Origin of the sequence: Puerhibacterium puerhi, assembly GCF_009846865.1 — a bacterium.
Taxonomy (GTDB): Bacteria; Actinomycetota; Actinomycetes; order Actinomycetales; family Cellulomonadaceae; genus Puerhibacterium; species Puerhibacterium puerhi.
Map to the genome: position 1 here is coordinate 1 of NZ_WUWN01000017.1, position 23,450 is coordinate 23,450.

General features: G+C 73.6%; 22 protein-coding genes. 9 read left to right on the top strand and 13 right to left on the bottom strand.

From position 1 onward, the window contains the following. Window positions 1–558: general stress protein (locus tag GSF02_RS10740; RefSeq protein WP_328799018.1), on the bottom strand; the 558-nt coding region annotated here is incomplete at its 3' end. A 151-nt stretch (window positions 559–709) separates the two neighbouring features. On the opposite strand from GSF02_RS10740, the gene GSF02_RS10745 reads away from it, so the two are divergent. The 3 genes from GSF02_RS10745 to GSF02_RS10755 all read left to right on the top strand — a co-directional run bounded on the left by GSF02_RS10745 (window position 710) and on the right by GSF02_RS10755 (window position 3,802). Further along, window positions 710–2,062 (top strand): magnesium transporter MgtE N-terminal domain-containing protein, encoded by a 1,353-nt coding sequence (locus GSF02_RS10745; protein WP_159795848.1) that lies wholly within the window; start codon window positions 710–712, stop codon window positions 2,060–2,062. Window positions 2,063–2,064: 2 nt separating this feature from the next. Beyond that, window positions 2,065–2,577, top strand: a complete 513-nt coding sequence (locus tag GSF02_RS10750; RefSeq protein WP_159795851.1) for a DUF1003 domain-containing protein — start codon at window positions 2,065–2,067, stop codon at window positions 2,575–2,577. Between the two features lie 85 nt (window positions 2,578–2,662). Then, window positions 2,663–3,802 (top strand): Mrp/NBP35 family ATP-binding protein, encoded by a 1,140-nt coding sequence (locus GSF02_RS10755; protein ID WP_159795854.1) that lies wholly within the window; start codon window positions 2,663–2,665, stop codon window positions 3,800–3,802. 47 nt (window positions 3,803–3,849) lie between these two features. On the opposite strand, the gene GSF02_RS10760 is transcribed toward GSF02_RS10755, so the two are convergent. Further along, window positions 3,850–4,431, bottom strand: a complete 582-nt coding sequence (locus tag GSF02_RS10760) for an STM3941 family protein (protein ID WP_159795857.1) — start codon at window positions 4,429–4,431, stop codon at window positions 3,850–3,852. A gap of 164 nt (window positions 4,432–4,595) precedes the next feature. Here GSF02_RS10760 and galK point away from each other — a divergent pair, with 164 nt between their 5' ends. From galK to GSF02_RS10780, 4 genes are all read left to right on the top strand, one after another. Beyond that, window positions 4,596–5,852 carry a galactokinase gene (gene galK / locus GSF02_RS10765; RefSeq protein WP_159795860.1) on the top strand — a complete coding sequence of 419 codons (1,257 nt, stop codon included), beginning with the start codon at window positions 4,596–4,598 and terminating at the stop codon, window positions 5,850–5,852. Window positions 5,853–6,065: 213 nt separating this feature from the next. Further along, window positions 6,066–7,139: an efflux RND transporter periplasmic adaptor subunit gene (locus GSF02_RS10770; protein WP_159795863.1), complete on the top strand. Its 1,074-nt coding sequence runs from the start codon at window positions 6,066–6,068 to the stop codon at window positions 7,137–7,139. After that, entirely contained in the window at window positions 7,139–7,870 is a 732-nt protein-coding gene (locus tag GSF02_RS10775) for an ABC transporter ATP-binding protein (protein ID WP_159796017.1), read from the top strand. The genes GSF02_RS10770 and GSF02_RS10775 overlap by 1 nt, the downstream gene beginning before the upstream one ends. After that, window positions 7,867–9,048: an ABC transporter permease gene (locus GSF02_RS10780; RefSeq protein ID WP_159795866.1), complete on the top strand. Its 1,182-nt coding sequence runs from the start codon at window positions 7,867–7,869 to the stop codon at window positions 9,046–9,048. Before GSF02_RS10775 ends, GSF02_RS10780 begins: the two co-directional genes overlap by 4 nt. A 53-nt stretch (window positions 9,049–9,101) precedes the next feature. On the opposite strand, the gene GSF02_RS10785 is transcribed toward GSF02_RS10780, so the two are convergent. The 5 genes from GSF02_RS10785 to GSF02_RS10805 all read right to left on the bottom strand — a co-directional run bounded on the left by GSF02_RS10785 (window position 9,102) and on the right by GSF02_RS10805 (window position 13,605). After that, on the bottom strand, window positions 9,102–9,929 hold the full coding sequence (locus GSF02_RS10785; protein WP_159795869.1) for an exodeoxyribonuclease III: 828 nt from the start codon (window positions 9,927–9,929) through the stop codon (window positions 9,102–9,104). Window positions 9,930–9,979: 50 nt separating this feature from the next. Further along, on the bottom strand, window positions 9,980–10,459 hold the full coding sequence (locus GSF02_RS10790; RefSeq protein WP_159795872.1) for a VOC family protein: 480 nt from the start codon (window positions 10,457–10,459) through the stop codon (window positions 9,980–9,982). Window positions 10,460–10,581: 122 nt separating this feature from the next. After that, window positions 10,582–11,493 (bottom strand): bifunctional methylenetetrahydrofolate dehydrogenase/methenyltetrahydrofolate cyclohydrolase, encoded by a 912-nt coding sequence (locus GSF02_RS10795; protein ID WP_159795875.1) that lies wholly within the window; start codon window positions 11,491–11,493, stop codon window positions 10,582–10,584. A gap of 14 nt (window positions 11,494–11,507) precedes the next feature. Further along, window positions 11,508–12,800 carry a serine hydroxymethyltransferase gene (gene glyA, locus GSF02_RS10800; protein ID WP_159795878.1) on the bottom strand — a complete coding sequence of 431 codons (1,293 nt, stop codon included), beginning with the start codon at window positions 12,798–12,800 and terminating at the stop codon, window positions 11,508–11,510. A 295-nt stretch (window positions 12,801–13,095) separates the two neighbouring features. Then, window positions 13,096–13,605, bottom strand: a complete 510-nt coding sequence (locus tag GSF02_RS10805; RefSeq protein WP_159795881.1) for a GNAT family N-acetyltransferase — start codon at window positions 13,603–13,605, stop codon at window positions 13,096–13,098. Window positions 13,606–13,748: 143 nt separating this feature from the next. Between GSF02_RS10805 and purU the strand changes: the two genes are divergently transcribed. Then, on the top strand, window positions 13,749–14,618 hold the full coding sequence (purU, locus tag GSF02_RS10810) for a formyltetrahydrofolate deformylase (RefSeq protein ID WP_159795884.1): 870 nt from the start codon (window positions 13,749–13,751) through the stop codon (window positions 14,616–14,618). Between the two features lie 61 nt (window positions 14,619–14,679). Here purU and GSF02_RS10815 read toward each other — a convergent pair whose 3' ends face one another. The 6 genes from GSF02_RS10815 to GSF02_RS10840 form a co-directional block, all read right to left on the bottom strand. Further along, a complete protein-coding gene (locus GSF02_RS10815) occupies window positions 14,680–15,420 on the bottom strand; it encodes an ATP-binding cassette domain-containing protein (protein WP_159795887.1) in 741 nt (246 codons plus the stop codon). Continuing rightward, window positions 15,417–16,607 carry an ROK family transcriptional regulator gene (locus GSF02_RS10820; protein WP_159796020.1) on the bottom strand — a complete coding sequence of 397 codons (1,191 nt, stop codon included), beginning with the start codon at window positions 16,605–16,607 and terminating at the stop codon, window positions 15,417–15,419. Before GSF02_RS10820 ends, GSF02_RS10815 begins: the two co-directional genes overlap by 4 nt. 85 nt (window positions 16,608–16,692) lie before the next feature. Next, window positions 16,693–17,871, bottom strand: a complete 1,179-nt coding sequence (mmsB, locus tag GSF02_RS10825; protein WP_159795890.1) for a multiple monosaccharide ABC transporter permease — start codon at window positions 17,869–17,871, stop codon at window positions 16,693–16,695. Further along, the gene (mmsA, locus tag GSF02_RS10830; RefSeq protein ID WP_159795893.1) at window positions 17,868–19,502 is read right to left on the bottom strand and encodes a multiple monosaccharide ABC transporter ATP-binding protein; all 1,635 of its coding nucleotides are present in this window, start codon (window positions 19,500–19,502) and stop codon (window positions 17,868–17,870) included. The genes mmsB and mmsA overlap by 4 nt, the downstream gene beginning before the upstream one ends. Before the next feature lie 135 nt (window positions 19,503–19,637). Beyond that, a complete protein-coding gene (gene chvE / locus GSF02_RS10835; RefSeq protein WP_159795896.1) occupies window positions 19,638–20,795 on the bottom strand; it encodes a multiple monosaccharide ABC transporter substrate-binding protein in 1,158 nt (385 codons plus the stop codon). Between the two features lie 410 nt (window positions 20,796–21,205). Next, window positions 21,206–22,195 carry a malate dehydrogenase gene (locus tag GSF02_RS10840; RefSeq protein ID WP_159795899.1) on the bottom strand — a complete coding sequence of 330 codons (990 nt, stop codon included), beginning with the start codon at window positions 22,193–22,195 and terminating at the stop codon, window positions 21,206–21,208. Window positions 22,196–22,326: 131 nt separating this feature from the next. Between GSF02_RS10840 and GSF02_RS10845 the strand changes: the two genes are divergently transcribed. Then, window positions 22,327–23,412, top strand: a complete 1,086-nt coding sequence (locus tag GSF02_RS10845) for an MIP/aquaporin family protein (protein WP_159795902.1) — start codon at window positions 22,327–22,329, stop codon at window positions 23,410–23,412. Window positions 23,413–23,450 lie beyond the last annotated feature (38 nt).

Sequence of the window (23,450 nt, forward strand, 5' to 3'; positions counted from 1 at the left end):
GGCCGGCGCCCCCGCCGTCGGGGCGCCGGGCGCTCCGGCGGACGCCCCGCGCGCACCGCCCGAGCGGGCGCGCCCCAGCCCGCCGGGCGACCGCATGAGCATCGCGCGGGCGTCGTTCGCCGCCTCGCTCGCGCAGAGGATCGCGTACGCCGACGCGACGATCTGCGACGACGACGTGAAGTCACGCCGCCCGCCGGTCAACGCGTACGACAGCACGGAGAACAGCAGGCCGAAGCCCGCACCCAGCGCGATGCCGACGAAGATGACCGCGCTGGCACCCTGAGAGAACAGGGAGAGCAGCAGCCCGACGAACAGGCCGAACCAGGCGCCGGACATCGCGCCCGCGAGCGCCACGCGCCCGTAGCTGAGCCGCCCGGTGACCCGCTCGACCATCTTGAGGTCGGTGCCGACGATGGTGACGTTCTCGACCGGGAACTTGTTGTCGGCGAGGAAGTCGACCGCCTGCTGGGCCTCGAGGTAGGTGTCGTAGGCGGCGACCTCGTCGCCCTTGGGCGGGGTGGGCACGCGCGGCGCGGGCTGGGGGCGGCTGAAGCTCATAGCGTCAGTATCCCGACAACGCACCAGGACCACCACCGGCCACGCGCGCGGGGGCACCAGGTGGGACGCCGGGTGGACACCAGGGCGGACGCCCGGTCCGACGACGGTGACACGCCAGGTCGGGGGCCGCGCCGCCGCGTAGTGTGACCGTGTGAGCGCCGGTACCCGAGTCTTCGTCGCCCGCCTGGCCGGGACGCAGGTCTTCGACCCCATCGGCGATCTCGTCGGACGGGTGCGCGACGTCGTCGTGCTCGTCCGCGCCAAGGGCGCCCCCCGCGTGGTCGGGCTGGTGGTCGAGGTCCCGGGCCGGCGGCGCGTCTTCCTGCCGATGACGCGCGTGACCACCATCGACAGCGGCCAGGTGATCTCCACCGGGCTGCTCAACATGCGCCGCTTCGAGCAGCGCGCCATGGAGTCGCTCGTGCTCGGCGAGCTGCTGGACCGCACGGTCACCTTCAAGGACGGCTCCGGCGACGCGATCGTGGAGGACCTCGCGATCGCGCGGCAGCGCTCGGGCGACTGGCTGGTGGACCAGCTGTTCGTGCGCCGCAAGCCGGCGGGCAAGAGCACGCTGGGGCTGCGCCGGCGAGGGGCGACGCTGGTGGTCCCCGTGGACGCCGTGACCGGGCTCGCGACGGCGGAGCAGACGCAGGGCGCCGCCCGGCTGCTCGAGGCGTACGAGGACCTCCGCGCCGCCGACCTGGCCGACGTGCTGCACGAGCTGGGCGGGTCCCGCCGGCTCGAGGTGGCCACGGCGCTGGACAACGAGCGCCTGGCCGACGTGCTGGAGGAGCTGCCCGAGGACGACCAGGTGGCCATCCTCTCCGGCCTCGACACGGGCCGCGCCGCCGACGTGCTCGAGGCGATGCAGCCGGACGACGCCGCGGACCTGCTGCACGAGCTGCCGGACGCCCAGGCCGCCGAGCTGCTCGGGCTGATGGAGCCGGAGGAGGCGCGCGACGTGCGCCGCCTGCTGGCCTACGCCGAGGACACGGCCGGCGGCCTCATGACGACGGAGCCGGTGATCCTCGGGCCGGAGACGACGATCGCCACGGCGCTGGCTCAGATCCGCAAGCAGGACCTGCCGCCCGCGCTGGCGTCGGTGGTGTTCGTGGTGCGCCCGCCGCTGGAGACGCCCACGGGCCGGTTCCTCGGCGTCGCGCACTTCCAGCGGCTGCTGCGCGAGCCCGCGCACGCCGCCGTCGGCTCCGTGCTGGACACGGACACCGAGTGGCTGACCGCCGACGCGCCGCTGGGCCGCATCACGCGCTTGCTGGCCGCGTACGACCTGCTGGCGCTGCCCGTGCTCGACGACGAGAAACGCCTGCTCGGGGCGGTGTCGGTGGACGACGTGCTCGACCACATGCTGCCCGACGACTGGCGCGAGTCGGACGACGAACGGCTCGAGCAAGAACGTCCCGAGGACGTCGCACGAGACCAGGGGCCGGGCCCGCGCCCGGTGCGGACCGCAGGCCGGCAGGCCGACCAGAAGGCAGGGAGGTGACCGTGGCGGACAGGCTCGACACCCCGAAGGAGAACCGCCGCACGCTGATCCCCCGCTTCCAGGTGGACCAGGACGCGGTCGGGAAGGCCACCGAGGGGATCGCCCGGTTCCTGGGCACGCCGCGGTTCATCATCTACCTGACGATCTTCTGCGCGCTGTGGATCGGCTGGAACGTGCTCGTGCCGGCGCACCTGCAGTTCGACCGGGCGGAGCTCGGCTTCACGGCGCTGACGCTCATGCTGTCGCTGCAGGCGTCGTACGCCGCGCCGCTGATCCTGCTCGCGCAGAACCGCCAGGACGACCGCGACCGCGTGCTGGCCGAGCAGGACCGCCAGCGCGCCGAGCGCAACCTCGCCGACACCGAGTACCTCGCCCGCGAGATGGCCGCCCTGCGGCTGGCCCTGAGCGAGGTCGCCACGCGCGACTTCGTCCGCTCGGAGATCCGCAACCTGCTCGAGGAGCTCGAGGAGCGGCGCCAGCAGGAGGACAGGGAGCGGGAGGCCGAGGCGTCCTGACGCCGGGCCGCCCGGCACGCCGGGACGGCCCCGGAGGCGGTGCCCGGCCCCGAGGGGGCCGACGGCGCCGCCGTAGGATCGAGGCATGCCCGCTCCCCTCGCCGACCGCGTGCGCGCGGCCCTGGCCACCGTCGTCGACCCGGAGATCCGCCGCCCCATCACCGACCTCGGGATGGTGCGCTCGGTCGACGTGGCGGAACCCGGGGCCGACGGTGCGCACGTGACCGTGGGCGTGGACCTCACCGTGGCCGGCTGCCCCATGCGCGGCACGCTGGTGCGGGACGTCACCGCCGCGGTCGAGGCGCTCGACGGCGTGGCCGGCGCCACCGTCGAGCTCGGCGTGATGACGCCGGAGCAGCGCCAGGAGCTGCGCACCCGCCTGCGCGGCGGCACGGGTGACCCGGTCATCCCGTTCGCCCAGCCGGGCTCGCTGACCAAGGTCTACGCGATCGCCTCCGGCAAGGGCGGCGTCGGCAAGTCGTCGGTCACCGCGAACCTGGCCGTCGCGCTGGCCGCCGACGGGCTCAACGTCGGGGTCGTCGACGCCGACATCTACGGCTTCTCCATCCCGCGCATGCTCGGCGTCGACCGCCAGCCCACCCGCGTCGACTCCATGCTGCTGCCGCCCATCGCGCACGGCGTCAAGGTCGTCTCGATCGGCATGTTCGTGCCGGCCGGGCAGCCCGTGGTCTGGCGCGGACCGATGCTGCACCGCGCGCTCGAGCAGTTCCTCGCCGACGTGTTCTGGGGCGACCTCGACGTGCTGCTGCTGGACCTCCCGCCCGGCACCGGCGACATCGCGATCTCGGTGGCCCAGCTGCTGCCGGGCAGCGAGATCGTCGTCGTCACGACGCCGCAGGCCGCCGCTGCGGAGGTCGCCGAGCGCGCCGGGTCGGTGGCCACGCAGACGCACCAGCACGTCGTGGGCGTCGTGGAGAACATGTCGTGGCTCGAGCAGCCCGACGGCTCGCGGCTCGAGGTGTTCGGCAGCGGCGGCGGCGAGCGCGTCGCGGCGTCGCTGGGCGCCGCGCTGGGCGCGGACGTGCCGCTGCTCGGCCAGGTGCCGCTCGACCCGGTGCTGCGGCAGGCGGGCGACGACGGCACCCCCGTGGTCCTGGCCGCGCCGGACTCCCCCGGCGCCGTCGTGCTGCGCGACGTGGCGCGGTCGCTGGGGGCGCGCAAGCGCGGCCTGGCCGGGATGCGGCTGGGCGTGCAGCCGGTCTGACGCCGGTCCGCCCGGGCGCGACCGGCGGCGCCGCGGGCGCCCGCGGGCTAGTCGGCGGAGCGCGCGCGGACCCGCTCCAGCCAGGCGGCGAGCCGCTCCGGCCGCGCGTACGTGCCGGGGACCATGACGTGCGGTGCGCCGACGAGGTCCTCGTCCACCGCGGTGAGCACGCCGCGGGCGCCCGCGTCGTCCGCCCGCCGGCGCGCGGCGGCCTCGGCCGTCAGGAGGAGCACGACGAACCGGTTGCGGTCCACCGCCCACACGGCGACCTGCTCCACGTCGGACCACGCGAGGTCCACTGCCTGACCGCGCACGCCGTCGCCCCGCAGGCCGGCGCGGGTCACCTCGAGCCGGGCGGGGCGCAGCAGCTGCCGCACGCCCACCGGGAGGCCGAGCGCGCCGAAGAACACCACCGCGACGACGGCGACGACGCGCTCCAGGACCCCGCCCGCAGCCCACATCCACACGCCGGCGGCGACGAACGCCAGGCAGCCCAGCACGAGCAGGCCCGCCCGGGCCCGCGAGCCCCGGACCTGCGCCCGGCCCACCGCCACCAGCTCAGCGTCCCAGCGGGCTTCCCAGCGGGCGTCCCCGCGGTCGCCCTCACGGGCACCGTCCCTCGTCGTCACGCGGCGACCGTAGCGCAGCCGGCCCACGCCGCGGCGAGGCGGGCTCGCGTCGCACCTGCCCGCCCCGGGATACTGGGGCGCGAACCCGACGCGACGTCGCCCCTCGCGCCCCGCTGGCCGCGCGAGGACCGTCGCACCCCGACCCCACGACGAGGTGACCCGCCATGACCGAGCCCCAGTGGCTGCCCGCCTGGACCGCCGAGGAGGGCGAGCGCCGCGTGCGCGCCCTCTTCGCCCGGACCTTCGCCGACGACGAGGGCGGCGTCGCCGTCGCGGCGCAGCCCACCGGGGTGTGGTCGGCGCCGGGGCGGGTCAACCTCATCGGTGAGCACACCGACTACAACGCGGGGCTGTGCCTGCCGACCGCCCTGCCGCACCGCACCTACGTGGCGCTGCGCCTGCGCGACGACGACCTCGTGCGCGTCGCCTCGGCGCAGACCGACGAGCCGTGGGAGCTGCGGCTGCGCGACGTGGTGCCCGGCGAGGTCAAGGGCTGGGGCTCCTACGTGGCCGGCGTGGCCTGGGCGCTGCAGCAGGCCGGGCACGCCGTGCGCGGGTTCGAGGCCGTCGTCGACTCGTGCGTGCCGTTCGGTGCCTCGCTGTCGAGCTCGGCGGCGCTGGAGTGCGCGTTCGCCGTCGCGCTCGACGACCTCCTGGGCCTGGGGCTCGCCGACCACGACGCGGGCCGCGTCGAGCTCGTCGCCGCCTGCATCCGGGCGGAGAACGAGATCGCCGGCGCCGCCACCGGCGGCCTCGACCAGGCGGCCGCGCTGCGCTCGCACCCGGGCCACGCCCTGCTGCTGGACTGCCGCCCCGAGCTGTCCGCGCTGGAGAACGCGACCCCGATCCCGTTCGACCTCGCCGCCGCCGGGCTCGCGCTGCTGGTCATCGACACCCGCGCCCCGCACCAGCTCGTCGACGGCCAGTACGCCGCCCGGCGCGCGTCGTGCGAGCAGGCCGCCGAGCTGCTCGGCGTGCCGAACCTGCGCGCCGTCACCCCCGAGGGGCTCGACGCGGCGCTGGCGACGCTCGCCCCGCACGACGCCGACGGGGTGCTGCGCCGCCGCGTGCGCCACGTGGTCACCGAGACGGCGCGCACCGCCGAGTTCGCCGCGCTGGTGCGCGACGGCCGCGTCGAGGAGGTCGGCCCGCTCATGAACGCCTCGCACGCCTCGCTCCGCGACGACTACGAGGTGACCGTCCGCGAGACGGACCTGTCGGTGGACGCCTCGCTCGCCGCCGGCGCGCTCGGCGCGCGCATGACGGGCGGCGGGTTCGGCGGCTCGACGATCGCGCTCGTGCGTACCGACGAGGTCCCGGACGTCGCTTCCGGGGTCCAGCGGGCCTTCGACGACGCGGGCCTGACCGCGCCGGCGTTCCTGCAGGCGCCGCCGTCGGCCGCCGCGGGCCGCGACGCCTGACCCCGCGGGCCGGACGACCGGCCCGCCGGGCTGCTCCTGACCCGCCTGACCCCGCCTGAAACAGGCTCTGACCTGGGCGATCGTCCGACTGCGAGAGGCCCGCGGCTTCACCCGCGGGCCTCTGTCGTCCCCGGACGCGGCTCCGCTAGGGTCCCCACCGACGCCCGAGCACGGCAGCGAGCAGCACGCAAGCCGACGCGAGGGGGCCCGACGGTGAGTGTCACCAGGCAGTACGTCTTCCCGATCCTGCGGATTGTCATCTGGGCGGTGATCGCCGCCGCCCTGGTCAAGATCGCCTTCACCGGCGCGGAGCTGGACGCGCCGGACGCGCTGCAGCCGACCGGGCAGGTGACGGAGTCCGTGATCGAGGTGGGCACCGGCACCGTGACCAACACCGTGACGGTGCCCGCGTCCGTCGTCGCCGACGCGCCGATCGAGGTCAAGGCGACCGCCCGCGGCGTCGTCTCGCGCGTCCTGGCCGACGACGGCGCCGTCGCGGCCGACGCCGAGGTGGTGCGGATCCGGCTCGAGGAGCCCCGGGACCCCCTCGTGGAGGTGGACCCCGAGACGGGCGTCGAGACGGTGACCGAGCGCAGCCCGCGCGTCACCGTGACCACGGTGACCGCCCCCGTAGCCGGCACGCTCGACGTCACCGTGCTGGAGGACCAGGAGGTCGCCGTCGGGGACGTGATCGGCACGGTCTCCCCCGGCACGCTGTCGGTGCAGGGCACGCTGAGCGCCGAGCAGCAGTACCGCCTCGTCGGCGCGTCGGGCGAGGCGCAGGTGACCCTCAAGGGTGGGCCCGCCCCGTTCACCTGCACCGGGCTCACGATCGGCGGCCCGCCGGCCGGCGGGTCCGAGCCCGGCGGCGCGGAGCCGGGCGACGCGGGCGAGGCCTCGACCGGCACCGTGCGCTGCGCCGTCCCGTCCGACGTCACCGCGTTCGCCGGCCTCGGCGCCGAGATCGCTATCACCAACGGCGACGCCACGGACGTGGTGGTGGTGCCGATCAGCGCCGTGCTCGGCTCCGCGCAGTCCGGCAAGGTCTGGGTGGTGACCGCCGAGGGCACCGAGCCCGAGGAGCGCACCGTGGACCTCGGCCTCACCGACGGCGCGCAGGTCCAGGTGACGAAGGGGCTGGCGGCCGGCGACCGCATCCTCGAGTTCACCCCGCTCGACGACGGCACCGAGGCCGGGCCGGACTGCGACGACACCGCCGCGTACGACGCGGCCACGAACGCCGGCGACGTCGCGGCGATGCAGGCCTACGAGCAGGCGTGCTTCTGATGACCGCGGCCCCGCTCGTGGACCTGCGCGCGGTCACCCGGCACGTGCCGCTGCCCGGGGGCGGCGAGCTGCGCATCCTGCGCGGCGTGACGCTGAGCGTGCACGCCGGCGAGCACGTCGCCGTCGTCGGCCGCTCCGGCACGGGCAAGTCGACGCTGCTCAACATCCTGGGGCTGCTGGACTCGCCCACCTCGGGCGAGTACGAGCTCGAGGGCGTGCCGGTCGAGCGGCTGGGCGCCCGCGCGCGGGCCCGACGGCGCGGCGACGACTTCGGCTTCGTGTTCCAGCAGTTCAACCTCCTGGCCGGGCGCACCGCGCTGGAGAACGTCGCCGCGCCGCTGCTGTACGCCCGCGGCCGCCGGTTCTGGTCGCGGCGCCGGCTGGCCGCGCAGATGCTCGAGCGCGTCGGGCTCGGCGAGCGGCTGGACACCATGCCGGAGAAGCTCTCCGGCGGCGAGCAGCAGCGCGTCGCCATCGCCCGGGCCCTGGTGCGCGGGCCGCGCGTCATCCTCGCCGACGAGCCGACCGGCGCCCTCGACGTCGAGACCGGCCGCGCCGTCATGGACCTGCTCGACGACGCGGCGCGGCGCACGGGGGCGGCGCTCGTGACCATCACGCACGACCTGGCGATCGCCGCGCGAGCCGACCGGCAGTTCCGGCTCGCCGACGGCGTCCTGGTGCCGATCGACCTCGAGACGCCCGCCACCGTGATCGAGGTGGGGGCGCTGTGACCGGGCTCGTCGGGGCGGTCCTCGAGGCGTGGGACGAGCTGCGGGTGCACCGTGTGCGCGTGCTGCTCGCCCTCGTCGGCGTGGCCGTGGCGGTCACCGCCATCACCGGGGTGACCGCGGCCGTGACCATGCTCGGCCAGGCCATGCAGGAGCAGAACGAGCGCGACATGGGGCGCGACGTCACGCTGTCGGCCTGGTCCACCGGGCCCGGCGGCACCCAGGACGCCGCCGCGCTCGACGCCACGGTCGACGCCGTCGCCGCGCGGTACGACATCTCCTACCACTCCGTGGAGTCGTGGGTGCAGCTCGGGGTGCAGGGCGGCACGACGGAAATGCTCCCCGACCTGATGGCAGTCGACCCCGCGTACGGCACGATCATGCGCACCGACGTCGTGGCCGGCCGCTGGTTCACCGACCGCGACGCCGAGCAGCTCGGGCCGGTCCTGGTGGCCAACCGCGCCTTCCTCGACGAGTACGCCGGCGGGGCGGCGGTGGCCGAGCACCCGCAGGTGCGCCTGCTGGGCGAGACCCCCGTGACGGCGACGGTGGTCGGCGAGCTCCGGGCGCGCTGGCCCGACGAGGGCCCCCGCGCGCTCATGCTCTTCGACCACCTGGCGCGCTGGGCGCCGGAGCAGGCCCGGGCCGACAGCTACCGGTTCTGGGTGCCGCCCGAGACGGCGACCGACCTCGCCGCCGTGCTGAGCCGCGACCTCACCGCCGCGGGCGTGCCGATGCAGGTCGACCCACCGTACGACCAGCCGTTCGTCATGGACCGGGCGCTGCAGTGGGTGGTGCTGGGCGTGGGCGGCTTCGCCCTGCTCCTGGGCGGGCTCGGGCTGCTGAACATCTCGCTGGTGACGGTGCGCTACCGCATCCGCGAGATCGGCATCCGGCGGTCGTTCGGCGCCACCGGGGGGCGCGTGTTCTTCGGCGTGCTCATGGAGTCGGTGGTCGCGACGACGGTGGCCGGGGTGGTCGGCGTGGTCGCCGCCGTCGCGGTGGTCAAGAACATCCCGGTCGAGGCGGTGTTCGGCACGGCGCTGCAGGACGAGCCCGGGTTCCCGTTCAGCGCCGCGCTGACGGGCATGGCGTGCGCCGTGGCCGTCGGCGCGCTGGCCGGGCTCATCCCCGCGGTCTACGCCGTGCGGGTCAAGGTGATCGACGCGATCCGGTACTGACGTCCGGCGTCGGCGGGCGCTGCCCGGGCCCGCCGGCCCGGGCGGTCCGCGCGCTACAGCGCGTACGTCGCGACGACGGGCGCGTGGTCGCTCCAGCGCTCCTCGTAGGTGGCGGCGCGGTCGACCTCGACCTTGACGGCCCGGGGCGCCAGCGCCGGGTTGGCGAGCTGGTAGTCGATGCGCCAGCCCTTGTCGTTCTCGAAGGCCCGCCCGCGCCACGTCCACCAGGTGTACGGGCCGGGGCCCTCGCCGCCGTGGGCGCGGCCCAGGTCCGTCCAGCCGAGGTCGTCGAACCAGCGGTCCAGGTAGGCGCGCTCCTGCGGCAGGAACCCGGCGCTCTTGAGGTTGCCCTTCCAGTTCGCGATGTCCACGTTGCGGTGGGCGATGTTGAGGTCGCCGGCCACGAGCGCGGGCGTGCCGTCGGCGGCGAGCTCGGCCAGGCGGGCGGTGACCTTCTCGAGGTGGGCGTACTTGGCCACGAGCGTGTGCTCCTGCCCCGGGGCGGCGGAGGCGGAGTGCAGGTAGGCGGACACCACGGTGAGCAGGCCGCCGTCGGGCAGCTCGACGTCGGCCTCCACCCACCGGCCGGTGTCGACGTCGGGCTCCGGGCCGCCGTCGGCGGCGTGCTGGGCGAGGCCGACGCGCACGGCGTGCAGCGGCAGGCGCGAGGCGACGGCGACGCCGGCGCGGCCCTTGATGTCGCACGACTGGTGCGCCACGTGCCAGCCGTCGAGGTACTCGTTCACCAGCGCGTCGGGCGCCCGGACCTCCTGCAGCAGCAGGACGTCGGGCGTGCGGGCGGCGAGCCAGTCGCCCATCCCCCGGCGGTAGGCGGCACGGATGCCGTTGACGTTGGCGGTGGCGACGACGAGCTGAGGCACCCGGCGATTCTCTCAGAGTCCCCCGACACCCCGGCCCCCGAGGTCGTGGATCAGCGGCCGGCGTAGGCCGCCTCGATCGCCGCGACGTCGATCTTGCCCATCGCGAGCATCGCCTGCATCGCGCGCCCCGAGCCCTCCGACGTGTAGTCGCCCATCGCCTGCTCGAGCTGCACGGGCACCACCTGCCAGGACACCCCGAACCGGTCGGTGCACCAGCCGCACTGGCCGGGCTTGCCGCCGTCGGCGGTCAGCAGGTCCCAGTAGTGGTCGACCTCCTCCTGCCCGTCCACGCGCAGGTAGAAGCTGAACGCCTCGTCGAGCCTCAGCGACGGGCCCGCGTTGAGGAAGATCGCCGGGAGCCCGCACACGGTGACCTCGACGACGAACGGCGCGCCGGGCTTGGCGTCCGGCACGCCCTCGGGCGCGTGGTGCACCACGTCGACCGACGAGCCGGGGATGTGCTCGGCGTAGAACTGCGCCGCGTCGAGCGCCTGGGTGTCGAACCAGAGATGCGGTCGCACGCTGACCATGGTCGTCCTCCTCGGTCGTGGCCCGGTCCGTGGCCGGCCCTCGCAGGAGAAGACGACGCGGCGCCCCGGGACTCATCGAGTCCCGGGGCGCCGCGGTCGGAGCCACCGGGGTGGCGAGCCGGTCAGCCGGCCAGCCGCTCCGCCGTCTCCACGACGTTGGCCAGCAGCATCGCCCGGGTCATCGGGCCGACGCCGCCGGGGTTCGGCGAGTACCAGCCGGCCACCTCGCGGGCGGCCGGGTCGACGTCGCCCACCACGCGGGACTTTCCCGTCTCCGGGTCGGTCTCGCGCGAGACGCCGACGTCGACCAGCACCGCGCCGGGCTTGACCATGTCGGCCGTGACGATGCCCTTGACGCCGGCGGCCGCGACGACGACGTCGGCGCGGCGCACCAGCGCCGCCAGGTCGCGGGTGCCGGTGTGCGTGAGCGTCACCGTGGCGTTGACCGCCTTGCGGGTCAGCAGCAGCCCGATCGGCCGGCCGACGGTGACGCCGCGGCCGAGCACCACGACCTCCTTGCCGGCCAGCGACACGCCGTGCCGCTCCACCAGCTCGATGATGCCGCGCGGCGTGCAGGGCAGCGGGGAGTCGATCTCCTCGCCCACCCGCAGCACGAGGCGGCCGAGGTTGGTCGGGTGCAGCCCGTCGGCGTCCTTGGCCGGCTCGACCAGCTCGAGCACGCGGTTGGTGTCGATGCCCTTCGGCAGCGGCAGCTGCACGATGAACCCGGTGCACGCCGGGTCTTCGTTGAGCCGGCGCACGGCCGCCTCGATCTCCTCCTGCGTCGCGTCGGCCGGCAGGTCCTCGCGGATGGACTCGATGCCCACCTCGGCGCAGTCGCGGTGCTTGCCCGCCACGTACCACTGCGAGCCGGGGTCCTCCCCCACGAGCAGCGTGCCGAGGCCGGGCGTGATGCCCCGCTCGCGCAGCGCGGCGACCCGCTCCTTCAGCTCGGCCTTGATCGCGGCGGCGGTGGCCTTGCCGTCCAGCACGCGGGCCTGCGCGGCCCCCACGGGGGCGTCCGTCGTCGTCATGCGTCCCGCTCCCCTCAGTACTGCTGCAGGTCCGGGTACAGCGGGAAGTCCGCCGTGAGCCTCGCCACGCGGGCGCGCAGGGCGTCGACGTCGGCCGCGGCGCCGTCGCGCAGCGCGACGGCGATGATGTCGGCGACCTCGGTGAACTCCTCGTCGCCGAACCCGCGGGTGGCCAGCGCCGGCGTGCCGATGCGCAGGCCGGAGGTGACGCGCGGGGGGCGCGGGTCGAACGGCACGGCGTTGCGGTTGACGGTGATGCCCGCCTCGTGCAGGAGGTCCTCGGCCTGCTGGCCGTCGAGGTCGCTGTGGCGCAGGTCCACGAGCACCAGGTGCACGTCGGTGCCGCCGGTCAGCACCTCGACGCCGCGCTCGGCGACGTCGGGCTGGGCCAGGCGCTCGGCGATGATCTGCGCGCCGCGCAGCGTGCGCTCCTGACGGTCCTTGAACGCGTCGGAGCCGGCCACCTTGAAGGCCACGGCCTTGGCGGCGACCACGTGCATGAGCGGGCCGCCCTGCTGGCCCGGGAACACCGCGGAGTCGATCTTCTTGGCCCACTCGGCCTTGGACAGGATGAACCCGGAGCGCGGGCCGCCGATGGTCTTGTGCACCGTGGAGGACACGACGTCGGCGTGCGGCACCGGGGACGGGTGCAGCCCGGCGGCCACGAGGCCGGCGAAGTGGGCCATGTCCACCCACAGCTTCGCCCCGACCTCGTCCGCGACCTCGCGGAAGGCGGCGAAGTCGAGGTGGCGCGGGTAGGCCGACCAGCCGGCGATGATGACGTCCGGGCGGTGCTCGAGCGCCTTCTTGCGCACCTCGTCCATCTCGATCCGGTAGGTCTGCGGGTCCACGCCGTAGGCGCCGACGTCGTAGAGCTTGCCGGAGAAGTTGATCTTCATGCCGTGCGTGAGATGGCCGCCGTGGGCCAGCTCGAGGCCGAGGATCTTGTCGCCGGGGTTGATCAGCGCGTGCAGCACCGCGGCGTTGGCCTGCGCGCCGGCGTGCGGCTGGACGTTGGCGTGCTCGGCGCCGAACAGCTCCTTGGCGCGGGTGATCGCGAGGTTCTCGGCGACGTCGACCTGCTCGCAGCCGCCGTAGTAGCGGCGGCCCGGGTAGCCCTCGGCGTACTTGTTGGTCAGCACCGAGCCCTGGGCCTGCAGCACGGCGCGCGGCACGAAGTTCTCGGAGGCGATCATCTCGAGGGTGCCCTGCTGGCGGGCGAGCTCGCCGTCGAGGACGGCGGCGATCTCGGGGTCGACGTCGGCGATGCTCGCGTCGAACACGGGGTCGGGAGTGCGGGCGCTCATGGGCGTCTCCTCAGGCTGCGTTCTGATTCAGGCGGTTCGGGCTCGGCCGCCCCGGGCACGCCCGGGCACGCACCTCGCACGAGGTGACCCCGGGCCCAGGCGAACGACCCGTCGTCTGCACAGCGTGTCGCTCCCCGGTGGTGATCCACCCGCCCGGCGGGGCCGTTCCCGTGGCGCCCGCACCGGGGGTGCGGGGCGCGGGCAGGCTGCCGGGGTGCGCCAGTCGCGACCCGCCCAGGGTAGCGCAACGGCGCCCGGCGGCCGAGGGCCCTCGGCCCGACGGCGGGCGCGACGGTCAGTCGGGCGCGCTGCCGCCGCGGGCCTCCACCTCGTGCAGCACGCGCCGCAGGTAGGTGTAGGTCAGCTCGCCGGCAGGGTCGTCGTACTGCGCCTCGAACCCGTGCTTGGTGTACATCGACAGGTTCTGGGAGTCCTTGCCGGTGAACGCCCAGATCTCGGCGACCTGCTCGGGCAGGTGCGGCAGGATCGCGAACAGCAGCGACGTGCCGATGCCGCGGCCCTGCATGTCGGGCGCGACGGCGAGCCGGCCGAGCGTCGCCTTGTTGCCCTCGATCTCCACGCGGATGGACCCCACGAGGCGGTGTCCCTCCCACGCGCCGACGGTGACGACGTCCTCGCGGGCCAGGTCCTCGCGCAGCTCGGCGAGGGTCTGGGTCAGCGGCGGGATGTTCGGGTCGCCGTACTGCTGCGCCTCCGTGACGAAGGCAGCGCGCCGCAGCGTCAGCAGCTCGCCGGCGTCGGCGTCGTCGACCAGTGCGATCCGAGTGCGTGGTGCCTCGCTCATGCGCCCATCGAACCAGACCGCCGGGGCGTGCGCAGCGGCGCCCACGCCGCGCGTCGCGGACCCGCCGGCGGTAGGGACCGGCCCGCGCCCACCCAGCGGATCGGACCGCCACCACCTGCCGGCGCGCCGGTACCGTGTGCCCCGTGACCGACGCTCCTGCCGCCTCGCCCCGCACCGAGTGGGTGCTCACCGTCTCCTGCCCCGACGGCCCCGGGATCGTCGCGGCCATCACCGGAGCGCTCGCGGCACGCGGCGACAACATCACCGAGTCCCAGCAGTTCGGCGACCCGGCGTCGGGCCGGTTCTTCCTGCGCCTGCAGGTGGAGACGACGGCGACCCGCGCCGAGCTCGTCGCCGCGCTGACCCCGGCCTTCGAGGCGTTCGGCATGACCTGGGAGCTCGACGTCGTCGGCCGGCGGGTGCGCACGCTGGTGCTGGTGAGCAAGGCGGCGCACTGCCTCGTCGACCTGCTCTACCGCGAGCGCAACCAGGGCATGCCCGTCGACGTCGTCGGCGTGGTGGGCAACCACCCCGACCTGGCGGACATCGCCGCCTTCTACGGCAAGCCGTTCCACCACGTGCCGGTCACCAAGGACACCAAGGCGCAGGCCGAGCAGCGGCTGCGCGAGCTGGTCGCCGAGCTCGACGTCGAGCTGGTGGTGCTGGCGCGCTACATGCAGATCCTCTCGGACGAGCTGTGCCGGGACCTCGAGGGCCGGGTCATCAACATCCACCACTCGTTCCTGCCGAGCTTCAAGGGCGCCCGCCCCTACGCCCAGGCGCACGAGCGCGGCGTCAAGCTCATCGGCGCCACCGCGCACTACGTCACCGGCGACCTCGACGAGGGCCCGATCATCGAGCAGGACGTCGAGCGGGTCGACCACACCCGCGCGGTGACGGACCTCGTGGCGCTCGGCGAGGACGTCGAGCGCCGGGCGCTGGCCCGCGCCGTGCGGTGGCACGCCGAGCACCGGGTGCTGCTCAACGGCCACCGCACCGTCGTCTTCCACTGACGGCCGTCGCCTTCCGCTGACGGCCGTCGCCTTCCACTGACAGCCGTCGCCCGCGGCGCCGTCAGGCCGCGCCGGTGATCGCGGCCAGCAGCGACTCGTGGCTCACGTCGGCCGGGAACGAGCCGTTGTTGCGCCCGTGCCGCAGCACCTCGACGCGGTCCGCGACCGCGCGCACGTCGTTCATGTTGTGGCTGATCAGCACGACGCCGAGGCCCATGTCGCGCAGCCGCTGGATGTGCGTGAGCACCTCCGCCGACTGCGCGACCGACAGCGCCGCCGTCGGCTCGTCGAGCACCACGACCCGCGGCTCGCCGATGAGCGTGCGGGCGATCGCCACCGCCTGCCGCTGACCGCCCGACAGGTGGTGCAGGGGCGTGCGCACCGACGGGATGCGCACGGTGAGGTTCTGCAGGATGCGGCGCGTCACGCGCTCCATCTCGCCGTCGGCGAGCAGCCCGCCGGAGGTCCGCAGCTCGTGACCGAGGAACACGTTCGCGGTGACGTCGAGGTTCTCGCACAGCGCCAGGTCCTGGAACACCGTGGCGATGCCGGACGCCGACGCGGCGGACGGCGAGGAGAACGTCACGGGCACGCCGTCGCGCTCGATGATCCCCGCGTCGGGCTGCAGGACGCCGGCGATCACCTTGGCGAGGGTCGACTTGCCCGCACCGTTGTCGCCCACCAGAGCCACCACCTCGTGGGCGTGCACGTCGAGGTCCACCCCGACGAGCGCCTCCACCGCCCCGAAGTGCTTGCTCACCTGCCGCACCGACAACAGCGGCGTGCGGACCACGTTCGTCACCCGATCTCCTCCACGATCCCGGCTCCCGCCTCGTCGACGCGGTCGAACACGTCGGTGGACTGCAGCGCCAGGAGCAGCGCGCCCGTCAGCTCTGCCCGGGTGCCCAGCTCCGCGGGCACGACCTCGACCGGGGCCACCCGGTTGACGAGCGTGCGCCGCAGCACCGCCTCGCGCAGCGGCTCGAGCAGCACGTCGCCGGTCTGCGCCAGCTCGCCACCCACGACGATGCACTGGGGGTTGAGCACCGTCGTCAGGCCGGCGACCACCTGGCCGACCACCCGGCCGGCGTCGGCCACCACCTGGCGGCAGCCGAGGTCCCCCTCGTTCGCGTACTGCACGACGTCGCGCAGCGTCAGGTTGCCGTGGCTGTCGCGCAGCGGCGCCAAGAATGCCGACCCGCCGACCACCGTGTCGAGGCAGCCGCGGTTGCCGCAGACGCACACGCGCCCCGCCGGGTCGACCTGGACGTGCCCGATCTCCCCCGCCAGGCCGGCGAACCCGCGGTGCACCCGGCCGCCGATCACCACGCCGGCTCCCGTGCCGTGGGAGACGCCGACGAACACCGAGTCCTGCACGTGCCGCGACGCCCCGAGGGCGGACTCCGCCATCGCCCCGAGGTTCGCGTCGTTGTCGACGAACACGGGCCGCGAGAGGCGCTTCTCCAGCACCTGCGCCACGTGGACGTCGTCCCAACCCCGCATGATCCCGCGCACCGAGATCAGCCCGGTGTCGACGTCCACGGGCGCGGGCAGCCCGAGGCCGATCCCGAGCAGCTCGTCGAGGTTGGCCCCGATGCGCTCGAGCAGGTCGACGACGAGCAGCGCGACGCGGTCCAGGCTCGTGTCCACCTTGTGCTCCGCGGGCAGCGGCAGCGCCTGCTCGGCCACCACCTCGTGCGACGCGTCGGCGATCGCCACGCGCAGGTGGCGCTGGCCGACGACGACGCCGGCGACCAGGCCGAGCCGGTGCGCGATCGTCACCAGCTGCGCACGGCGCCCGGAGCGCACCGTGCCGCGGACCTCGACGAGGCCCGCGGCCACCAGCTCCTTGACGATCGTGGACACGGTGGCGGGCGAGAGCCCGGTCGCACCGGTCAGCTCGACCTGCGTCAGGCCGCCGTACTGCTTGACCGCCTCGACGATCTTGGCGCGGTTGGCCTCGCGCAACGAGGACTGGGAGCCAGCCATCGGCAGCCGTCCTCTCACGCCGGGGAGTCTAGGAGCACGCGGGCGCGGGCGGACGACATCGTCGTCCGCCCGCGCGTCGCGTCGGTCAGCGCAGCGCGGCGGCGCGGCGCTTGTTCCAGATGTCGAAGGCCACGGCGAGCAGCAGCACCAGGCCCTTGACCACCTGCTGGATGGACTGCGGCACACCCATGAGCTGCATGCCGTTCGACATGACCGCCATGATCAGACCACCGATCATGGCCCCGCCCACGCGGCCGACGCCGCCCGTCGTCGAGGCGCCGCCGATGAAGCAGGCCGCGATCGCGTCGAGCTCGAACATGTTGCCGGCACCCGGCTGGGCCCCGTTCATGCGCGACGAGTAGACGATGCCCGCCACCGCGGCCAGGAAGCCCATGTTCACGAAGATCCAGAAGTTGATCTTCTTGACCTTCACGCCCGACAGCTCCGCGGCGTGCAGGTTGCCGCCCACCGCGTACACGTGCCGGCCGAACACCGACTTCTGCGTGACCAGCGTGTAGACGATGATCAGGATCGCGAGCAGGATCAGGATGTTCGGCAGGCCGCGGCTGCTGGCCAGCTGGTAGCCGAACCACATCACGACGGCCGCCACGGCGACGATCTTGAGCACGAACAGCGGCATGGACTCGACGACCTGCTGGTAGGCGATGCGGCCCTTGCGGCTGCGCCACTGCGCCACCGCGTAGCCGACCACCGCGATGCCGAAGATCACGAGCGTGAAGGTGTCCACCCCGTACCCGCCGAGCAGGCCGTTCTGGAAGCCGTTGGCGATGTCGTAGTACGTGCCGCCGAACGGCGACAGCGAGACGTTGTCGAGCACGCGGTAGGTCAGACCACGGAAGAGCAGCATGCCCGCCAGGGTGACGATGAAGCCGGGGATGCCGACGAACGCCACCCAGAAGCCCTGCCAGGCACCGACGAGCAGGCCGACGACGATCGCCGCCAGCACGCCCACGTACCAGGGCATCCCGTTCTTGATCACCAGCACGGCGGACACGGCGCCGGTCAGCGCCACCACCGAGCCGACCGACAGGTCGATCTGCCCCGCGACGATGATCAGGATCATGCCGATCGCGAGGATCAGGATGTACGAGTACTGCAGGACGATGTTCGTGAGGTTGCCCGGGCTCAGGAAGTTCGGGTTGAGCGCGGCGAAGAGGGCGACGATCGCGACGAACGCGACGAAGATGCCGCTCTGACGCAGGTTCCTCGTCACCAGGTCGCTGAAGCCGGCGATGGCGGTCATGACAGTTCCTTCGTGGTGTTTCGCAGACGGGCGGAGGACTCGGCGGCGACGTCGTCGGGGCCGACGTCACCGGTCGGCGCGGTGGCGCCGGCGGGCACCGCGGCGTCGCGCTCGAGCGTCATGAGCTCCATGAGGCGCTCCTGCGTGGCCTCGGCGACGGGCAGCTGGCCCGTGATGCGACCGAACGCCAGCGTGTACACGCGGTCGCAGATGCCCAGCAGCTCGGGCAGCTCGGAGGAGATGACGATCACGGCCTTCCCGGCCGCGACCATGCGGTTGATGATCGTGTAGATCTCGTACTTCGCGCCGACGTCGATGCCGCGCGTCGGCTCGTCGAGGATGAGCACGTCCGGGTCGGTGTACAGCCACTTCGACAGCACGACCTTCTGCTGGTTGCCGCCGGAGAGCTTCCCGACCACCGACATGACCGTCGGCGTCTTGATGTTGAGGCTGGCGCGGTACTCGTCCGCGACCTTGAGCTCCTCGTTCGCGTTGACCCAGCCGCGGCGGGCGAGCTTGTCCAGCGCCGCCAACGAGATGTTGCGGCGCACGTCCTCGATCAGGTTGAGGCCGTAGCGCTTGCGGTCCTCGGTGGCGTAGGCGATGCCGTGGCGGATGGCGTCGGCCACCGTGCGGATCGTGATCTCCTTGCCGTCCTTGACGATCCGGCCGGAGATGTTGCGGCCGTACGTGCGGCCGAAGATGCTCATCGCCAGCTCCGTGCGGCCCGCGCCCATGAGGCCGGCGATGCCGACGACCTCGCCCGCGCGCACGTCGAAGCTCGCGTCGTCGATGACCACGCGCTCCGGCTGCGTCGGGTGGTGCACCGTCCAGTGCTCGACGGACAGCACGACGTCGCCGATGTCCGGCGTGCGCTCGGGGTACCGGTGCTCCAGGTCGCGGCCGACCATCCCGCGGATGATGCGGTCCTGCGTCGAGGACGGGTCCTTCATGTCGATGGACTCGATCGTGCGCCCGTCGCGGATGATCGTCGTGGAGTCGGCGATCTCGGCGATCTCGTTGAGCTTGTGGGAGATGATGATCGAGGTGATGCCCTCGGCCTTCAGCTGGCGCAGCAGCTCGAGCAGGTGCTCCGAGTCGTTGTCGTTCAGCGCCGCCGTCGGCTCGTCGAGGATGAGCAGGCGCACCTCCTTCGACAGCGCCTTGGCGATCTCGATGAGCTGCTGCTTGCCGACGCCGAGCTGGCCGACCGGGGTGGTCGGGTTCTCCCGCAGGCCCACCCGCTCGAGCAGGCGCGCGGCCTCGTGGTTGGCCTTGTTCCAGTCGATCAGGCGCCCGGCGCCGCGCACCTCGTTGCCGAGGAAGATGTTCTCGGCCACCGAGAGGTAGGGCACCAGCGCGAGCTCCTGGTGGATGATGACGACGCCGCGCGCCTCGGAGTCGTTGATCGAGCCGAAGCGCACCTCCTCGCCGTCCAGCAGGATCTGCCCGCCGTACGTCCCGTGCGGGTAGACGCCCGACAGCACCTTCATCAGCGTCGACTTGCCGGCACCGTTCTCGCCGCAGATGGCGTGGATCTCGCCCTTCTCGACGGTCAGCGTGACGTCCTGGAGCGCCTTGACGCCGGGGAACTCCTTGGTGATGGAGCGCATCTCGAGGATGGTGCTCATCGCGGGTCCCTCCCGGTGACGCCGGAGCGCGTTGCGTGGGTGTTCATGCGCCCTCGTTCCTCCTTCGGTGGGGCGGGTGGTGCGGGGTGGGCCCGCCCGGCGGCCGTGGGCCGCCGGGCGGGCTGCACCGGGACGTCAGCCGGCGACGCCGGCGTCGATCTCGTCCTGCGTCCAGTAGCCGGAGTCGACCAGGAGCGGCTTGATGTTGTCCGAGTAGACCGTGTCGACCTCGAGGAGGTACGACGGGACGACCTTGACGCCGTTGTCGTACGTCTCGGTGTCGTTGGCCTCGGGCTCCTCGCCGTTGATGTAGGCCTCGGCGGCCACGACGGCCTGGTCGGCCAGCTTGCGCGTGTCCTTGAAGATCGTGGACTGCTGCACGCCGTCCTGGATCAGCTTGACCGAGGCGATCTCGGCGTCCTGACCGGTCACGACCGGCAGGCCGTCGGCGATCGACGGGCCCATGCCGACGCCCTGGAGCGCCGTGATGATGCCGCGCGAGATGCCGTCGTAGGGCGACAGCACGCCGTGGAGCTCGGTTCCGTCGGAGTAGTTCTGGCTGAGCAGGTCCTCCATGCGCTTCTGCGCGGTCTCCTGCGACCAGCGCAGCGTCGCGGCCTGCTCGATGTCGGTCTGGCCCGAGGGGACCACGAGCGAGCCGTCGTCGATGAACGGCTGGAGCGTGTCCATCGCGCCCTTCCAGAAGAAGTGCGCGTTGTTGTCGTCCAGCGAGCCGGCGAACAGCTCGATGTTGAACGGCCCCTTCTCCCCCGTCGGCTTGCCGTCGGCGTCGGTGAGGCCGAGGCCCGTCAGCAGCGCCGTGGCCTGCGCGACGCCGACCGCCTCGTTGTCGAACGTGACGTAGAAGTCGACGTTCTCGCTGTCGCGGATCAGGCGGTCGTAGGAGATGACCGGGATGTTCGCGGCGGCGGCAGCCTCGAGCTGGCTCGTCAGCGCCGTACCGTCGATCGCCGCGACGATGAGCACGTCGGCACCGCCGGTGATCATCTGGTCGATCTGCTGCGTCTGGGTGGGGATGTCGTCACCCGCGTACTGCAGGTCGACCGTGTAGCCCTTGTCCTCGAGGGCGTCCTTGACGGCGTTGCCGTCCTGGATCCACCGCTCCGAGGTCTCGGTCGGCATGGCCACGCCGATCGTGACGTCGTCGTCGCCGTTTCCGGCCGGGGCGCTCTCGTCCCCGCCGCCACCGGCGCCCGAGCCACCACAGGCGGCCAGCGAGAGCGTCAGCGCCGCACCCGCGGCGACCACGCCCATCTTCTTGCCGAGTCGCATCCTCGCGCTCCTTCACTCGTCGTCGAGGGTCCCTCCGGCGCAGCCGTGTGCCGGTGCCCTCGCGGGCGGGACCAGGGGCGTCCCGGCCCTGGTCGGGCCGGTCCGGACACCAGAGTGATGGGTTCGAGACTCGAAGTCAAAGCCGGGACCGGGTCAGCGGGTCACGATCGCGTCACGATCCGGGACGGGAGGCGGCGCGGGGCGAGATTCGACCAGTTTGCTGCGATTCGCCCGGGCGTCTGGGCTACCGCGGCGCCGGATGCCGACGGCGTACCCACGCCTTCGCTCCCCGAACTCAACGCCGAGATGGAAGCGCCGAGATAGAGAGGTGCGCTGCCGAGATAGAGAGGTGCCTCTCTATCTCGGCGGCGCACCTCTCTATCTCGGCGCCGGAGGTCTCTATCTCGGCATCAGAGCAGGCCCAGGGCGCGCACGGCGTCGCGCTCCTCCACGAGCTCGGCCACCGAGCGCTCGATCCGCTCGCGCGAGAACTCGTCGACGTCCAGGCCCTCGACCACGTGCCAGGCGCCGTCGGACGCCGTGACCGGGAACGAGCACACGAGCCCCTCGGGCAGGCCGTACTCGCCGGTCGACCACAGCCCGGCGCTGGTCCAGTCGCCCTCGGGCGTGCCGTGCACCCAGTCGTGCACGTGCTGCAGCGCGGCGTTCGCGGCGGAGGCCTGCGACGAGGCGCCGCGCGCCTCGATGATGGCCGCGCCGCGCTGCGCCACGGTCGGGATGAAGTCCTTCTCCAGCCACTCCCGGTCGGCGGCGAGCTCGGCGCCGGGGCGCCCGGCCACCTCGGCGTGGAAGACGTCGGGGTACTGGGTGGCCGAGTGGTTGCCCCAGATGGCGACGCGGCGCACGTCCGCCACGTGCGCGCCCGCGTGACGGGCGAGCTGGGACAGGGCCCGGTTGTGGTCCAGGCGCGTCATCGCGGTGAACCGGTCCTTGGGCACGTCCGGGGCGTGCGCGGCGCAGATCAGCGCGTTCGTGTTGGCCGGGTTGCCGACGACGAGCACGCGCACGTCGTCCGCCGCGCCGTCGTTGATCGCCTCGCCCTGCGGTCCGAAGATCCCGCCGTTGGCCTCGAGCAGGTCGCGCCGCTCCATGCCGGCCTGTCGCGGCCGGGCGCCGACCAGCAGCGCCACGTCGGCGCCGTCGAACGCCCGGCGCGGGTCGTCGCTGATGTCGACGCCGTGCAGCAGGTCGAAGGCGCCGTCGTCGAGCTCCATCGCCACGCCCTCGGCCGCCTTCACCGCCTGCGGCACCTCGAGCAGGCGCAGGCGCACGGGCGTGTCCGGCCCGAGCATCGCGCCCGACGCGATCCGGAAGAGCAGCGCGTAGCCGATCTGGCCGGCGGCCCCGGTGACGGTGACGTTCACGGGTACGGTCGTCATGAGGCCACTGTGGCCCACGCGTCGCGACCTGGCGACAGCAGTTCCGGACGAATTCCGCGAATCGCCGCCGCTCCCGGGCCCCGGACCGGCATATTTCCGGCGTACGTCCAGCATCGGCCGGTACGGTGCCCATGACAGCAGTTGCCGACACTCCAAGGATCCTCATGTCCCAGGACTTCGCCGCGCCCAGCGGCACCGCTGCCGAGGCGCCCCTCGCCCCGCAGCCCTCGTACTCGATGACCTCACGGCTGGCCGCCGAGGCTTTCGGCACGTTCATCCTGATCCTCGGGATCGTCGGCACCGCCGCGCTCAACGCGGTGAACGGGGGGTCGATCCTCCCGGTGGCCCTCGCCGGCGGCATCATGCTCATGGCCGGGGTCGCGGCGGTGGGCCACGTCTCGGGCGGCCACTTCAACCCCGCCGTCACGCTCGGCCTCGCGCTCGCGGGCCGGACGCCGTGGCGCGACCTGCTGCCCTACTGGGTCGCCCAGCTCGTCGGCGCCGCGCTGGGCGCGCTGGTCGTCTTCGCCGTCATCCCGTCCGGCTACGCCCAGCTGATCGGGGCCGACGGCAAGGCCGGCGTCCTGCGCACCGCCGCCAACGGCTACGGCGAGCACTCGCCGCTGTTCACCCTCACCAACCAGCAGGCGGAGTTCACGCAGATCGCCGCGCTGCTGGTCGAGGTGATCCTGACCGCCGTGCTCGTCGGCGTCATCCTCTCCTCCGGCCGCGAGCGCACGAGCCGGGCGCCCTACCCGCCGGTGCTGGTCGGCCTGGTGCTCGGCGCCCTGATCATCATCGCGTGGCCCGTCACCAACGCCTCGCTCAACCCGGCCCGCTCCTTCGCCGCCGCGCTGTTCGCCGGCGGGTGGACGTGGGGGCAGTTCTTCTCGCTGTTCCTCTGGGCGCCGCTGCTGGGTGGCGCCGTCGCCGCGCTGTTCTACCGGGCGTTCTCGACGTCGCCGGCCGCCGCGGACGAGGCCCACGCCACGGCCCCGGCCGGTGACACCGCGACCGCTGACGAGACCGCCGACGGCGCCTCCGTCGAGATCGCGACCGAGCGCGACGCCCCCGCCGCGACCGCCGCGGACCCGGACGCCGCCTCGGACACCCGCATCGAGGCTGCCGTCACCGACGCGGAGGTCGAGGCCGCCGAGGCCGAGGCCCACGCCGAGGAGCGCCGCGACGGCGAGGACGGCGGGGTCACGCCGCGCTGACACCTCGCGCCGCTCGTGCGACGAGCCCCGCCGTCCTC